Origin of the sequence: Kineococcus aridisoli (assembly GCF_050871885.1) — a bacterium.
In the GTDB taxonomy this organism is placed as follows: Bacteria; Actinomycetota; Actinomycetes; order Actinomycetales; family Kineococcaceae; genus Kineococcus.
Map to the genome: position 1 here is coordinate 1 of NZ_JBJLSF010000031.1, position 12,701 is coordinate 12,701.

General features: G+C 76.2%; 14 protein-coding genes and 1 pseudogene. 6 read left to right on the forward strand and 9 right to left on the reverse strand.

Annotated elements, in window-relative coordinates; genetic code table 11:
- The first annotated feature begins 231 nt into the window (after window positions 1-231).
- Together ACRYM2_RS10540 and ACRYM2_RS10545 are read left to right on the forward strand one after the other, a co-directional pair.
- Window positions 232-423 carry a DNA-binding protein gene (locus tag ACRYM2_RS10540; protein ID WP_432522200.1) on the forward strand — a complete coding sequence of 64 codons (192 nt, stop codon included), beginning with the start codon at window positions 232-234 and terminating at the stop codon, window positions 421-423.
- Window positions 420-806, forward strand: a complete 387-nt coding sequence (locus ACRYM2_RS10545; RefSeq protein ID WP_432522109.1) for a type II toxin-antitoxin system death-on-curing family toxin — start codon at window positions 420-422, stop codon at window positions 804-806. The genes ACRYM2_RS10540 and ACRYM2_RS10545 overlap by 4 nt, the downstream gene beginning before the upstream one ends.
- 184 nt (window positions 807-990) lie before the next feature.
- Here the strand turns inward: ACRYM2_RS10545 and ACRYM2_RS10550 are convergent, their stop codons facing one another.
- Complete coding sequence (locus ACRYM2_RS10550) at window positions 991-1,668, reverse strand: TetR/AcrR family transcriptional regulator (protein ID WP_432522110.1); 678 nt, start codon at window positions 1,666-1,668, stop codon at window positions 991-993.
- 88 nt (window positions 1,669-1,756) lie between these two features.
- On the opposite strand from ACRYM2_RS10550, the gene ACRYM2_RS10555 reads away from it, so the two are divergent.
- Both ACRYM2_RS10555 and ACRYM2_RS10560 read left to right on the forward strand, forming a co-directional pair.
- Window positions 1,757-2,257: a nitroreductase family deazaflavin-dependent oxidoreductase gene (locus ACRYM2_RS10555; protein WP_432522112.1), complete on the forward strand. Its 501-nt coding sequence runs from the start codon at window positions 1,757-1,759 to the stop codon at window positions 2,255-2,257.
- A gap of 190 nt (window positions 2,258-2,447) precedes the next feature.
- Window positions 2,448-3,014 (forward strand): GrpB family protein, encoded by a 567-nt coding sequence (locus ACRYM2_RS10560; protein ID WP_432522114.1) that lies wholly within the window; start codon window positions 2,448-2,450, stop codon window positions 3,012-3,014.
- Window positions 3,015-3,024: 10 nt separating this feature from the next.
- Here the strand turns inward: ACRYM2_RS10560 and ACRYM2_RS10565 are convergent, their stop codons facing one another.
- The 4 genes from ACRYM2_RS10565 to ACRYM2_RS10580 form a co-directional block, all read right to left on the reverse strand.
- A complete protein-coding gene (locus tag ACRYM2_RS10565) occupies window positions 3,025-4,713 on the reverse strand; it encodes an alpha-amylase family glycosyl hydrolase (RefSeq protein WP_432522116.1) in 1,689 nt (562 codons plus the stop codon).
- Window positions 4,714-4,726: 13 nt separating this feature from the next.
- On the reverse strand, window positions 4,727-5,407 hold the full coding sequence (locus tag ACRYM2_RS10570) for an NADPH-dependent F420 reductase (RefSeq protein WP_432522118.1): 681 nt from the start codon (window positions 5,405-5,407) through the stop codon (window positions 4,727-4,729).
- A gap of 295 nt (window positions 5,408-5,702) precedes the next feature.
- On the reverse strand, window positions 5,703-5,942 hold the full coding sequence (locus ACRYM2_RS10575; RefSeq protein WP_432522120.1) for a hypothetical protein: 240 nt from the start codon (window positions 5,940-5,942) through the stop codon (window positions 5,703-5,705).
- Window positions 5,943-5,946: 4 nt separating this feature from the next.
- Entirely contained in the window at window positions 5,947-6,591 is a 645-nt protein-coding gene (locus ACRYM2_RS10580; RefSeq protein ID WP_432522122.1) for a dihydrofolate reductase family protein, read from the reverse strand.
- Between the two features lie 196 nt (window positions 6,592-6,787).
- Between ACRYM2_RS10580 and ACRYM2_RS10585 the strand changes: the two are divergent.
- Window positions 6,788-7,515, forward strand: a pseudogene (locus tag ACRYM2_RS10585) (DUF368 domain-containing protein).
- 23 nt (window positions 7,516-7,538) lie between these two features.
- Here the strand turns inward: ACRYM2_RS10585 and ACRYM2_RS10590 are convergent.
- On the reverse strand, window positions 7,539-7,874 hold the full coding sequence (locus ACRYM2_RS10590) for a YnfA family protein (RefSeq protein ID WP_432522124.1): 336 nt from the start codon (window positions 7,872-7,874) through the stop codon (window positions 7,539-7,541).
- 90 nt (window positions 7,875-7,964) lie between these two features.
- On the opposite strand from ACRYM2_RS10590, the gene ACRYM2_RS10595 reads away from it, so the two are divergent.
- A complete protein-coding gene (locus ACRYM2_RS10595; protein WP_432522126.1) occupies window positions 7,965-8,552 on the forward strand; it encodes a hypothetical protein in 588 nt (195 codons plus the stop codon).
- A gap of 66 nt (window positions 8,553-8,618) precedes the next feature.
- Here ACRYM2_RS10595 and ACRYM2_RS10600 read toward each other — a convergent pair whose 3' ends face one another.
- From ACRYM2_RS10600 to ACRYM2_RS10610, 3 genes are read right to left on the reverse strand one after another with little or no spacing between them, the layout of a single operon-like run.
- Entirely contained in the window at window positions 8,619-10,955 is a 2,337-nt protein-coding gene (locus ACRYM2_RS10600; RefSeq protein ID WP_432522128.1) for a vWA domain-containing protein, read from the reverse strand.
- A complete protein-coding gene (locus tag ACRYM2_RS10605; RefSeq protein WP_432522130.1) occupies window positions 10,853-11,989 on the reverse strand; it encodes an ATP-binding protein in 1,137 nt (378 codons plus the stop codon). The genes ACRYM2_RS10600 and ACRYM2_RS10605 overlap by 103 nt, the downstream gene beginning before the upstream one ends.
- A complete protein-coding gene (locus ACRYM2_RS10610) occupies window positions 11,986-12,666 on the reverse strand; it encodes a hypothetical protein (protein WP_432522132.1) in 681 nt (226 codons plus the stop codon). Before ACRYM2_RS10610 ends, ACRYM2_RS10605 begins: the two co-directional genes overlap by 4 nt.
- Window positions 12,667-12,701: the final 35 nt, after the last annotated feature.

Genomic DNA, 12,701 nt, shown 5'->3' on the forward strand with positions numbered 1-12,701 from the left:
CTGGTGGGTCCGTGGACGCCGGGAAAAGACCGCGCCGATGAGCTGATGCCCGCTGTCGCCGCGATGAGGAACTGTCACCGACCTCAAAGTCGCCGCAAAGCGCGGGATGCGCGACCTCGCGGTCATCTCGCGCTCAGTGCGCGATCACCGGGAGGCCGTGACGGCGCGGTCGTGACGATGCCCACGCACCTGGCCCGACTGGTACCAGAGCGGTACCATTGACTCGTGGCGATGAACCTCCGACTGACCGACGAAGAGACCGACGCCCTGCGCCGCCGCGCCGAGCAGGAGGGCCGCTCCATGCAGGAAGTCGCCCGCACCGCCATCGGCGAGTACGTCTCCGACCGCCCCGCCCGCCTGCGCGCGGCCATCGACCGGGTGCGCACCGAGGACGCCGAACTCCTCGCCCGCCTCGCACGGTGACCCAGCCCGAACACCCGCTGGACCACCTCTCCACCGAGGACCTGCTCGAGATCGCCGCCGGCGTCGTCGAGGACGTGCAGGTCCTCGACCTGGGTCTGCTCGCCTCCGCCGCCGCACGAGCGCGCACCACCGTCTTCGGCCGCGAGGCCTACCCCACCCTCGCCGACAAGGCCGCTGCGCTGATGCACTCCCTGGCCCGCAACCACCCGCTGGTCGACGGCAACAAGCGTCTGGCGTGGTCCGCGACCCGCGTCTTCTGCCTGCTCAACGGCACCGACCTGCTCATGCACGTCGACGAGGCCGAGCAGATGGTGCTGGCCGTGGCCGCAGGGGACCTCGATGCTGCGGAACTGGCGAAGGTGATCAGCCGGCACCTCGCATAGGACGCACGAGCATCCCGTGCCGCAGGCGGAGCGAACGCGACGTCACGGTCATCCCGCCGTCCGGGCGGCTGGCGACCCAGCGGTCATGTCGACGAGCGGGTGGTCGACGGGCGCGTTCGGCGGGCGCGAGTCGACCACGCGGCGCGTGCGTCGAAACGGCGGCCGCGCCCGCCGGGGGTCGACCTCAGAGCCCCAGGCGGTCGGCGAGCGCCTCGATCGTGGCCTCGGCGAAGGCGTCGGCCGGGTCGAAGGTGTTCGCCAGCTGGCCGAACAGCTCGCTGCTGACCAGTCCCAGCAGGGCCGTCCAGCACTGGGCCGCGGTGACGATGAGGGCTGGTGACACCTCACCAGCCCCGGCCGCGGCGACGCGAGCCGCGCCCTCGGCCAACTGCGGCGCCACGTGCGAAGGAGTCGCGGGAGCCTGCAGCCCCTCCAGCACCGACAGCAGCGCCAGCGGAACCCGCGCGCCGGCCGCCGTGGTCTGCTCGTCGCCCCGGTAGCCGGGCACGGGCGAGCCGTGGATGAGGGCGTACTCGTGCGGGTGCTCCAGGGCCCACGCCCGGAAGGCGCGGCAGCCACCGGTGAAGCGGGTACGGCGCGATGCCCCGCGCCGGGGGAGGGTCGTGGCCTCGACCGCGTCGGCGACGTCGTCGTAGGCCTGGACGATCAGCGCCGTCAGCAGCTCATCGCGCGTGGCGAAGTACCGGTAGAGGGCGGAAGAGGCCAAGCCCAGCTCGCGGGCCACGGCGCGCACCGACAGCGCGGCCGCGCCGGAGGCGGCGAGCTGGCGCCGGGCGGCGGCCAGGATGTCGGCGGTGAGCTCGCGACGGGCGCGCTCACGGGCGCTCAGGGCGGCAGGCACGTCCTGATCCTCTCACGAGCCGGAGCACCGCTCACTTCTCAGAGCAGTGCTCTTGTCGAGGTGCGCCGGCGAGTGCACACTGGTCCGCATGACGAGATCAGTGCTCTCTTCCAAGACCACCGCTCGCACTCCCGTTCCGCGCTACATCGCCCCGGACCTGCTCACCCGACGCGTGCTCAACCCCCTGGTGGCTGCCGCGACACGTCTGGGGCTGCCGCTGGCGGGCTCGCGCGTGCTCGCCGTGCGCGGACGCAGCAGCGGGCAGTGGCGCACGACTCCGGTGAACCCCCTCACGATCGACGGGGTGCGCTACCTCGTGTCCCCCCGCGGCACCACGCAGTGGGTGCGCAACCTGCGGGCTGCGGGCACCGGAGAGCTGCGCTGGGGCCGGCGCTCGGAGGCCTTCACCGCGGTGGAGGTGTCCGAGGCGGACAAGCCGCCGCTGCTGCGGGAGTACCTGCGCCGCTGGGCGTGGGAAGTCGGTCTCTTCTTCGAGGGGGTCGACGCCGACGCGAGCGAGGCGGAGCTGCTGGCCGCAGGGCCCAAGCACCCGGTGTTCCGGATCACGACCGCCGCCACTGCGTCCTGAGGATCCCCCCGCGAGGCGAGGGGCGGGTAGCTGCACCGGTTCGTGGCACCGGTTCGTGGCACCGGTTCGCACCATCGTGCCGGAGGGCTCTCAGCGCCGCTCCCCCCGCGGTGACCGGGTGATGCCCCACCCCACCACCGAAGACCTCGATCGCGGGCATCGGCTCGCGGTGCCCTGCGAGGATGCCCTCGTGAGCACGACCGGGGAGCCGCGCCGACCGGACGTCACCACCGTCGAACTGGTGGGCGGCGTCGAAGCGCTCGGCGTCGAACTGCACGAGCACGACGAGCGGTGGGCGGGCACCTACCTCGAGCACCGCAGGCGGATCCAGCACGCCCTGGCGGCGGTGGACGTCGACGTCGAGCACATCGGTTCCACCTCCGTGCCCGGGCTGGCGGCCAAGCCGATCATCGACGTCGTGGTCGTGGTGGACGACATCACCGCCGAGGAGGACTACCTCGACGCGCTGCTGGCCGCCGGGTACGAGCTGCGGGTCCGCGAACCCCGGCACCGCCTCGTGCGCACACCGGCGCGCGACGTCCACGTGCACGTGTACGGGCGGGGCGATCCCGCCATCGACGAGTACCTCCTGCTGCGCGACCACCTGCGCTCCGACGCGGAGGACCGCGCCCTCTACGAGAGCACCAAGAGGGCCCTGCTGAGCGAGCGCTGGGACGACACGAACGCCTACGCCGACGCCAAGACCGAGGTCATCGACGCGATCAAGGCCCGGGCACGGGCTGCTCGCGGGCGGTGAGGAGCGGGCGCTAGGGAGCGCCCACGTCGAGCCAGGCGGCGGTGTCCACCGGCAGCACGCCCTCCGGCGCCGGGCCCGAGCGGACGAGCAGGCGCGCACCGGACGGCAGCGCCACCGCCCGCGGGCCGAAGTTCACCTGCACGAGGACCCGCCCGCGCCGGAAGGCGAGCACGCCCTCGGGGGCCTCGCACCACCGCAGCGGTTCGGGGCCGGTCAGCAGCTCGCGGCGCAGCCGCAGCGCGCGCCGGTAGAGGCTGAGCGTGGAACCCTCGTCGCGCGCCTGCGCCGCCGCGGTCAGCGCCGCCCAGTGCGGCGGCTGCGGCAGCCGCGGCGCGGGCGCGCCGGGCGGGGAGAACCCGAACGGCGGGCGCTGCCCCGACCACGGCAGCGGGACCCGGGAACCGTCGCGGCCGGGGTCGCGGCCTCCGGAACGGGTGTGGATGGGGTCCGTGCGCAGGTCGGCGGGGATGTCCTCGACCTCCTCCAGACCGAGCTCCTCGCCGGCGTAGACGTAGACCAGCCCCGGCAGCGCCGTCGTCAGCAGGGCGGCCGCCCGGGCGCGGGCGCGCCCCAGCGCGAGGTCGGGGACCTCGCTGCCCCACCGCGCCCGTTCGGAGACGTTGGAACCGTGCTCGGGCGGTTGCGAGCGCGCGTAGCGGGTCACCTGCCGCACGACGTCGTGGTTGGTCAGCGCCCACGCGCTCGGCGCGCCGGTGAGCTGGGCGACGGCCAGCCCGCGCTCGATCACGCGGCGCCACGGCCCCTCCCGCCAGGCCACGTGCAGGGGGTCGAACTCGAAGGCCATGTGCAGCTCGTCGGGGCGCAGGTACAGCGGCAGCCGCTCGCGCCGCGCCACCCACGCCTCGGCGACGAACACCCGCGGCGGGTCGTACGCGTCGGCCACCGCGCGCCACTCCCGGTACACCTCGTGGACCTCGTCCTGGTCCCAGCCCGGGTGCTCCTCGGTGCGCCGGTCGCGGCCCAGCGCGTCGGGCAGGCCCTCCTGCTTGAGCAGGCCGTGGGCGACGTCGACGCGGAAGCCGTCGACGCCGCGGTCGAACCAGAACCGCAGGACGTCGACGAACTCGGCGCGGACCTCGGGGTTGCGCCAGTCCAGGTCCGGCTGCTCGGGGGCGAAGGAGTGCAGGTACCACTCCCCCGGCCGCCCGTCGGCCCCGGTCGTCCGCGTCCACGACGGCCCGCCGAAGCAGCTCTCCCAGTCGTTGGGCGGCAGGGAGCCGTCCTCGCCGCGGCCGGGGCGGAAGAGGTAGCGGGCACGGGCGCGCTCGTCCCCGGCGAGCGCGGCGCGGAACCAGGCGTGGGTGTGCGAGGTGTGGTTGGGCACGATGTCCAGGAGCACCTTCAGGCCCAGCGCGTGCGCCTCCCGCAGGAACTCCTCCGCCTGCGCGAGACCGCCGAGGGCGGCGTCGACGTCGCGGTAGTCGGTGACGTCGTAGCCGTTGTCCACGCCCGGCGAGGGGTACCAGGGGTTCACCCACACCGCGTCCACGCCGAGGTCGGCCAGGTGCTGCAGCCGCGAGCGCAGCCCGGGCAGGTCGCCGACGCCGTCCCCGTCGCCGTCCGCGAAGCTGCGCGGCACGACCTGGTAGACGGCGGCGGTGCGCCACCACGCGAGCGCGGCCGCGCTCCCGTCGGCGGACGGCGTCCCGTCGGCGACCGGCCCGGTGGGGGTGCTCACCCGCGGCGGGTGGTCAGCGGATGGAGCGGTCGGCCTGCTCCAGCAGGCGCTCCAGGTCCTCGCGGGTCAGCCGCCGCGGCTCGGCGGGGTCACCGCTGACGGTGTAGGCGGGCGCGTAGCCGGGCTGGTCGCGCTGCACGCGCCAGCTGTCGGCCAGACCGCCGATGTCGAAGACGTCGTAGCCGATGCTGTCGATGAACTCGGCGACGGTCCGCTCGGCGGCCTCGTCGTCGCCGGCGATGACGAGCGTCGTGCGGTCGGGGGCACCGGCGGGACGCTGCAGCTCCCCGAGGTTCTGGGCGAAGATGTTGTTGAAGGCCTTCACCACGCGCGCGCCCGCGAAGTGGCGCTGGACCAGCTCGCTGGTGGTCAGCTCGTGGCTGTCGAGGGCGGCGGTGTCGCCGTCGCGCTCGGGGTAGTAGTTGCAGGTGTCGATGACGACCTTGCCGTCCAGCAGGTCCGCCGGCAGGTCCTGCACGCGCCCCAGCGGGATCGTCACCACGACGAGCTCCCCGGCCGCGGCGGCCTCCTCGACGGTCCCCGCGCGCGCCCGCGGACCGAGCTGGTCCACGAGGCCGGCCAGCGACTGCGGGCCGCGTGAGTTGGCGATGACGACGTCGTGACCGGCGTCGACCGCCAGCCGCGCCAGGACGCTGCCGATGTTGCCGCTGCCGATGATCCCGATGGTGCTCATGCCCGGTGCAAGACGGTGCGGGCGCCGGGCATTCCCTGGACGCGCCGCAGCGCGGCGCGTCCAGGGGATGCCCGGGCCTCACCCGCGTGCCGGGGGAGCTCGATCCGCACGGCGACGCCGTGGTCGCGCAGTTCCAGGTGGACCGGGTCGATCCGGGGCCCGTCCTCCGACCCCGCTCCCGCGACGCTGAGCGACGTGAGGAAGCCGGACGCCGGGTCGACCCCCATCGCGAGGCCGGGGGCGCTGGAGCGCGAGCCGGTCCAGCAGCCCCGTTCGTCCCGGGTGGGCGGTCCGCTCAGCAGGACCATCGACAACGCGCCGGCCTCCGGGACGAGCGGGGTGCCGCGCTGACCGACGTCATCGTCGCCGCCCCCGTCGTCAGGTCCGTGCACCCGTGGGCGGAGGTCTCGGCCGCACCCTCGACCGGGGTGCGCCAGGAGTACCGCGCGGTGCCGGCCGCGAGGGTGCGCGCGTGCGCGTCCAGGACGGCGCGCAGGGCGTCGGCGGGTCCGGTGGTCCTCTCGTCGGGGTGCACCCGCTCAACGCCTCCAGAGGAGGTGGTGCACGACCCCGCTGGGGCTGGGGACGACGTCGTGGTGGAAGCGGTCGTCGAGCTCGTCCGCAGAGGTCCACAGCCGGCTGCCCGAGCCCAGCTGCAGCGGTGCGACCACGACGTGCAGGGTGTCGACGAGGTCGGCGTCGAGGAAGGCGCGGATGGTCTGCGCACCCCCGCCGAGGCGGACGTCCTTCCCGCCGGCGGCCGCGCGGGCCTGCTCCAGGACGTCGGCGGGAGGGCCCTGGACGAAGTGGAACGTGGTGTCGGCGAGGGTGAAGGACGGGCGCGGGTGGTGGGTGAGCACGAGGACGGGGGTGTGGAAGGGGGGCTCATCGCCCCACCACCCCCGCCACCGGTGATCCTCCCAGGGCCCGCGGTGCGGGCTGAACTTGTTGCGCCCCATGATCTCCGCGCCGATGCCGTGGTGGAAGTCGCGGAGCAGGTGGTCGTCGAGCCCGCGGGAGCCCCCGGGGGCGGTGCGGCCGGGGAAGCCGGCGGTGGCGAGGGCCCAGGACATCAGGACGGCCGGGTCGGCGTGGCCGAAGGGCCGTCGCAGGCTCTGGCCGTCGCCTGCGCCGTAGCCGTCGGCGGAGACGGTGAAGTTCTGCACCTTCAGCAGCTGGGTCACGGCTCTCCTCGGTCCGGTGGGCACGCTCGTCGAGGGAGACCCCCGCCGTCGCCCGATCTCATCGCCCGACCCACCGCCGGGACCCCGTCGAGGTGCCGCTCCAGCTCGGCGGGGCCGGCCGAGCGCTGCGCGGCGGCCCGTGCCCCGCAAGGTGCCGCAGGACCTCGTCCGCGGCGGCCTCATCGGGTGCGCGGAGGTGGTCCCGGGAGTCAGCGGCGGGACGGTCGCCCTGGTCACGGGGGTCTACGGGCACCTCATCACCTCGACCGGTCACGTCGTCAGCGCCGCCCGGGCCGGGCTGACGGGCGGTCCGGGCGCGGCCGCGGAGCACCTGCGCCGCGCCCGGTGGTCGGTCGTCGTCGCCGTCCTGGTCGGCATGGTCGTGGCCCTGCTGGTCGCGACGACCGTCCTGGAACCCGTCGTCACCGAGCACCCGGTCGGCTCCCGCGCGGTGTCCTTCGGCCTGGTGCTGGTCTCGGTGGTCGTCCCGGCCCGCGTGGTCGGGCGCTGGTCGCGGCGGCGGCGGCCGTCGCGGTCTGCGCGCTCGTCCTGCCCGGCATCTCTGGGTCCTTCCTGCTGCTGACCCTCGGGCTGCACGAGGTCACCCTGGCGGCCGTCAGCGAGCGCGACCTGGCCTACCTGGGCGCCTTCGCGCTCGGGGCGGTGGTCGGGCTGGCCTCCTTCGTGCGGGTCCTGCAGCACCTGCTGCTGCGCCACGCCGACTTCACGCTGTCGGTGATGACCGGTCTCATGGTCGGCTCGCTGCGGGCGCTGTGGCCCTGGCAGGACGAGGACCGCACGCTGCTGGCCCCCGGCGCCGACGTCGGGGCCGTGGCGGCCCTGGCCCTGGCCGGAGCCGTCGGAGTGGCCGTCCTGCTGCTGGTGCAGTCCCGCCTGGACGAGGAGCGGCCCGGCCGGCGGTGAGCCGGGCCTCGGCGCAGCGGGCCTCAGGCACCGCGCGGGGCGTACATGACGACCCCGACACCGGCCAGGCAGACCAGGGCGCCGGCCACGTCGAAGCGGTCGGGGCGGAAGCCGTCGACGAGCACGCCCCACGCCAGCGAGCCGGCGACGAAGATGCCGCCGTAGGCGGCCAGGACGCGCCCGAACTCCGCCTCCGGCTGCAGCGTGGCCACGAAGCCGTACAGGCCCAGGGCGATGACGCCGGCGCCGATCCACAGCCAGCCGCGGTGCTCGCGCACGCCCTGCCACACCAGCCAGGCCCCGCCGATCTCGGCGAGGGCGGCGAGGGCGAACAGGGCCAGGGAACGCGCGAGGCTCATGCCGCCACCGTAGGGCGCCCCCGCAGCGGCACCGGCGTCAGCGCCTTCCCCGGCGGCGCGGCCGGGCACGCGCGGGTGCATGCTCGCGGGGTGCGCAGGTGGGACCCGGTCCAGGAGCAGGGGACGCGCCACCAGCGGCGGATCGCGGCGGCGGGCGCCCCGGAACCCCCGACCGCGCACGTGGCGGGCTTCGAGCACTACCCGCGCTTCTACGCCAAGCGGCGCAACGGCCGGGTGGTCGACGTGGACACCTCCTTCGACGTGCTCGTGCGCTCCGCCCGCGGCGGCTGGTCGGCGGGGACGACGGTGACGGCCACCCACCAGGCGCCCGACAGGCACCCGGTGGTCGTGGAGGAGCCGACGGCCGGCGGGCACGTCTCCAGCCGGTGGGTGCCGGAGGTCCCCGGCGGCCCGGTCGCCCAGCTGGTCGCGGCGCTGCGGACGCTGCGGGCCCTGGACGCCTCGCTCGCACCGGGGGTCCAGGAGGGCGCGGCGCCCGGGTCGGCCGCGCAGCGCTCGCAGCAGGCGTGGCTGGACGGCGAGGTCAGGGCGGGGATCGACGGCTTCCGGGTCGAGTGCACGCTGCCCGCCGGGCACGAGGGGCCGTGCGAGGCCCGGGCGCAGCTGGGGGACCTGGTGTGGCGGTGGGACCCCCGCGAGCAGGTCGTGCTCGACTGACGCGCGCTCGGCCCGGGCGCGCTCGACCGGGCAATCCGCTCCCCCGTCCCGCCCCCGCCGGGCGGGTCAGCGCTCCCCGGCGGGCTCGCCGTCCTCGACGACGATCGTGCGCATCCAGCCGGGCACGCCCTCCCGCTCGCCGTCCAGCAGCAGCACCACGTACGCGGCGTCGGGGTTCTCCGGCGGCGGCTGCTGCGGCCACGGGGTGTCGCCGTCGGTGGCGACCAGGACGAGGTCGACCTTCGGGCGCAGCGCGGCGGCCGCGGCGATGCCGACGCGCATGTCGGTGCCGCCGCCGCCGACCATCACCACGTCCTGCACCCGCCGCACCCGCTGCACCCGCCCGGCCGCGGCGTCGCAGGCGATGACCTGCACCGCGCCGCCGTGCGAGCGCCGCAGGACCGCCTCCGTCTCCGCCTGGACGCGCCCGAGCATCTCCTCGGTCACCGAGGCCGAGGTGTCGACGACCACGGCGGCGCGCGGCGGGCGCGGCTGGCGCATCGCGGGCAGGACGACCCCCGGGGTGGAGGCGCTGCGCCGCGAGGGGCGCGCGTAGGAGTAGTCGCGCATCCCGGCCACGTGCGCGCTGACCCGGCGGGTCACGCTCAGCAGCTCCCGGCGCCAGTCGACCACGGGGGCGAGGACGGAGGTGGCCCACCGCTGCAGCCCCGCGGGCACCGAGCCCCGCGAGCGCACGTGCTCGAGGACGTTGCGCGCGGTCTGCCGGCGGATCAGCTCGGCGCGCCCGGCGTCCACGCTGCCGTCGTCGTCGCCGGCGGCGTCGCGGCCGCTGCTGTCGCCCTCCCAGTCCCGGCGCGGGCCCCCGGCGCCGGAACCGCAGTCGTCGTAGCCGGCCGGCGCGGGGCGCGGACCCTGCGCGGGCGGGCGCGCACCGCCGACGGTCAGCGGCGCCACCGCCCGCTCCCCGCCGGTGGTGACCGCGACGAGGTAGGAGCCGTCCGCCAGCACTCGGGTCAGCTCGAGGTTCACCACGTGCGGGCCGACGAGCACCGGCGGGCCCGTCGCGCCGCTCACCGGGGCGAGCCCGGCCGCCGCGTCGAGGACCTCGACGGTGCTGCCGGCGTCGAAGGAGACGTCGTCGCCGACACCGGCCAGGGCCGCGGGGACCGGGTGACCGCTGGGCAGCCGGTCGGGGCTGAGGTCCAGGTGCGGCACGCCCACGGGCAGCACCGCCTGCACGACCTCCTCGCCGGTGCGCACCCGCACGACGTGCGCGCCGTCGGCGACCGGCCCGAGGGTGAACGTCAGGTAGGTGTCGCCGACGCGGGTGACGTCGGCCACCACGTCCAGCGCGGCGCCGGCGGCGTCGAGGACCTCCACGGTGGAGGCGGCGGTGAAGCGGGTGTCGCGGCCGACGACCACGACCTTCTCGGTGGCGGCGCGGGAGCGGGGCAGGTGGTCCGGGCGCAGCGCGATCGTCGGTGCGCTCACCGTCAGCACGGCGCTCGCGCTGCCGCTCCCGCAGGTGACCTCGACGGTGTGCTCGCCGGCGGGCAGCCTCGTCAGCACCTCGAAGGAGGCGGTGCGGGTGTCGTGCACCGTCAGCGGGCCGGTGAGCGGTGCACCGCCCCCGCCGGTGCGGGCGCCGCCGTCGGCGCCGCGCACGACGACCGCGGCGGGCCCGGTGAGGAACGCGTCGCGGGTGCGGGCCAGCACGCGCGCGGGCACCCCGTGGTCCGGGCGCAACGTCGAGGGCAGCAGCAGCAGCCCGGGCGAGGCGGCCGCCAGCCGGCGGCCGGCGGGGCCGTCGACCAGCAGCCGGTAGATCTGCTCGGCGGTCATCCCCGGGTCGGCACCGGGCACCCGCTCGGGGAACCACGCCTTGACGGCGGGCAGGCGGATCCCGGCCGCCCGCAGGTCCTCGTTGATCGCGCAGTCACCGGCCTGGTTGAACAGCGCGGCGCGCTCGGAGGGTTCGGCGAGGGCCTCGAACCGCTCGTGGTGCCCGCGCAGGGGGTGCCCGACCTCGTGCAGCCAGACGCCGACGACCTCGGCGACGTCGAGGGTGAGGATGAACTCGGGGTTGTAGTACATCCGCCAGCGCGGGTCGATCCCGGCGGTGGGGATCGCGGTGGTGGGCACGGCCTTCACCGCGTACAGCGCGTCCGTCAGGTACGGCATGAGCTCACCGGCGCGGGCGCGGCCGGCCGCCAGGCGCAGCGCCGCCTGCTCCTCGACGGAGCTGCCCGCGGAACTCCCCGTCGAACCGCCCGCCGAACTCCTCGCGGAACTCCCCGTCGAACTCCCCGGGCCCCGCCGGGGGTCCGCGCGCCGCGGGTTCACGCGTCGCCGGTCAGCAGGCCGAGCTCGGTGAGGATCGGGCCGAGGGAGGTGATGACCTCCGGCGTCGGCATCGCCCCCGTCGGCCGGCCCTGCGCCCACCTGCGCCCGTAGGAGAAGGCGATGTCCGCGCTGCCGGCGTCGGCGATCCGGGCGAGCACCCGGCCGCAGGCCAGCCACCGCTCGACGGTGGTGTCCTGGGCGGTCGCCGCCCAGACCGAGGCCGCCACGGCGTACGTCTTGTCGGTGCGCCGGGGGTCCACGACCCAGGAGTCGGGGTCGCGCAGCAGCTCCTCGGGGTCGGGCAGGTCCAGGTCGCGGACGTAGGCCAGGAACGTGCCGGCCGCGGCGACGCCGACGGTCCCGGACACCAGGAGGGTGATCACCGTGCTGTTCACCCCCGCCGCCCGGGCGTGCGCGTACAGCCGTGCCGCCATCTCCCACGAGCGCGGGGTCGGGAAGGCCCGACCGGCCTCGTCCGAGGACGAGGGCATCCGCGTGACCAGCTCGGGCTTGGAGCCCAGGAACACCCCGACGAGCGTCGTCGTCTGCTCCAGCAGCTCCGCCACGCGCGCCTGCTCGGCCCGCGGGACGCGGACGGCCGGCCAGCCGCTGGTGAACCCCTCGCGCACGGTCTCCGCGTCCAGGCTCCACGTCAGGTGCAGGAAGCGGTTGGCCACCGGCGGGGCGAGGTCCCAGCCGTCGGCGGCGACGTCCGGCGGGTTCGCCGCGGCCACGGTGCGCACCTGCGCGGGCAGGCGCAGGTCGCCGACGACCCCCTCGAGGATCGGGCGCAGCAGCGCCGCCTGGGTGGCGGGCGGCGCGGTGGAGACCTCGTCGTAGAACTGGATCCCGCCGCGGCCCTCGCGCTCGACGGCGTCGCGCAGCCGCACCGCCCACGACGGCGGCGCCAGCGCGGCCGTCCCCGAGGCGGTGTCGACGACGGGCAGGCCCGCGAAGTCGCTGGGCTCGCGGATCGAGGCGATGACCGTCTCCAGGTGGGCGCCCATGCCGTCGGCCAGTTCGCGCACGACCGACGACTTGCCCTGGCCCGGCGGTCCCCACAGGACCACCGGGACGTTGGCGAGCAGGGCGATGCCCAGGGCGTCGCAGGTGTCGGTGTGCTGCTGGCTCATGCGGAGGTCCTCCGGGAGGCGTCGGGGAAGGGCTCGCCCAGCGCGCCCCGGAAGGCGGCGAGGAAGGCGATGCGGTCGGGGGTGAGCGTGCCGGCGGCGTGGGCGGCGGCGACGTCGGCCGCACCCAGCCCGGCGCCGGCCGCCGCGAGGACCAGGCGCAGGTCGAGGTCGCCGCCCGGGGGGTGGGCGGCCAGGAAGCCGCGCAGGTCGGCGTGCAGCTCGGCGAAGGCGAGGACCTCGTGCGGGTCCAGGTCGACGCGGTGCCCGCTGAGCAGGGCGCGGGCGCGCAGCCGCGCCGCCGGGTCGGTGAGGGCGACCGGTCCGCCGTCGAGGTGGGTCAGGCGCACGGTGGTCCCGATCGCGGCGATGCGCACCCGGTGCCCGACGGCGGGCAGCAGCAGGTGGCGGTGCAGCGTCACGAGGACCTCGGGCCAGTCGAAGGGCGGCTGCTCCGGCACCGGCGCCGGGGCGGAGGCCGGCCTGCTGCGCGTCAGGGTCGGCGGCGTCTCCGGCCGGCGGGGCCGCTGCGCGCGCCAGGCGTTCCAGACCGCGTCCGGGACGCCGCCGTGCGGCAGCGGCCGCACCGGCGGGTCCGCGACCAGGTCGACGGCGTCCAGCTCCACGCGGACCGGCGCCGGACCCGGGCGGGGGCGTCGGTGGCGGCGGCGGGCGGGCACCGACCGAGCGTAGGCACGGCCGCGGCCCCGCGCGC

Bases quoted from the DNA above. Each gene is read 5' to 3' on its own strand.
- ACRYM2_RS10540 (WP_432522200.1), top strand. From the start codon at position 232: ATGAACCTCCGACTGACCGACGAAGAGACCGACGCCCTGCGCCGCCGC.
- ACRYM2_RS10555 (WP_432522112.1), top strand. From the start codon at position 1,757: ATGACGAGATCAGTGCTCTCTTCCAAGACCACCGCTCGCACTCCCGTT.
- ACRYM2_RS10570 (WP_432522118.1), bottom strand. From the start codon at position 5,407: ATGAGCACCATCGGGATCATCGGCAGCGGCAACATCGGCAGCGTCCTG.
- ACRYM2_RS10590 (WP_432522124.1), bottom strand. From the start codon at position 7,874: ATGAGCCTCGCGCGTTCCCTGGCCCTGTTCGCCCTCGCCGCCCTCGCC.
- ACRYM2_RS10605 (WP_432522130.1), bottom strand. From the start codon at position 11,989: ATGAGCCAGCAGCACACCGACACCTGCGACGCCCTGGGCATCGCCCTG.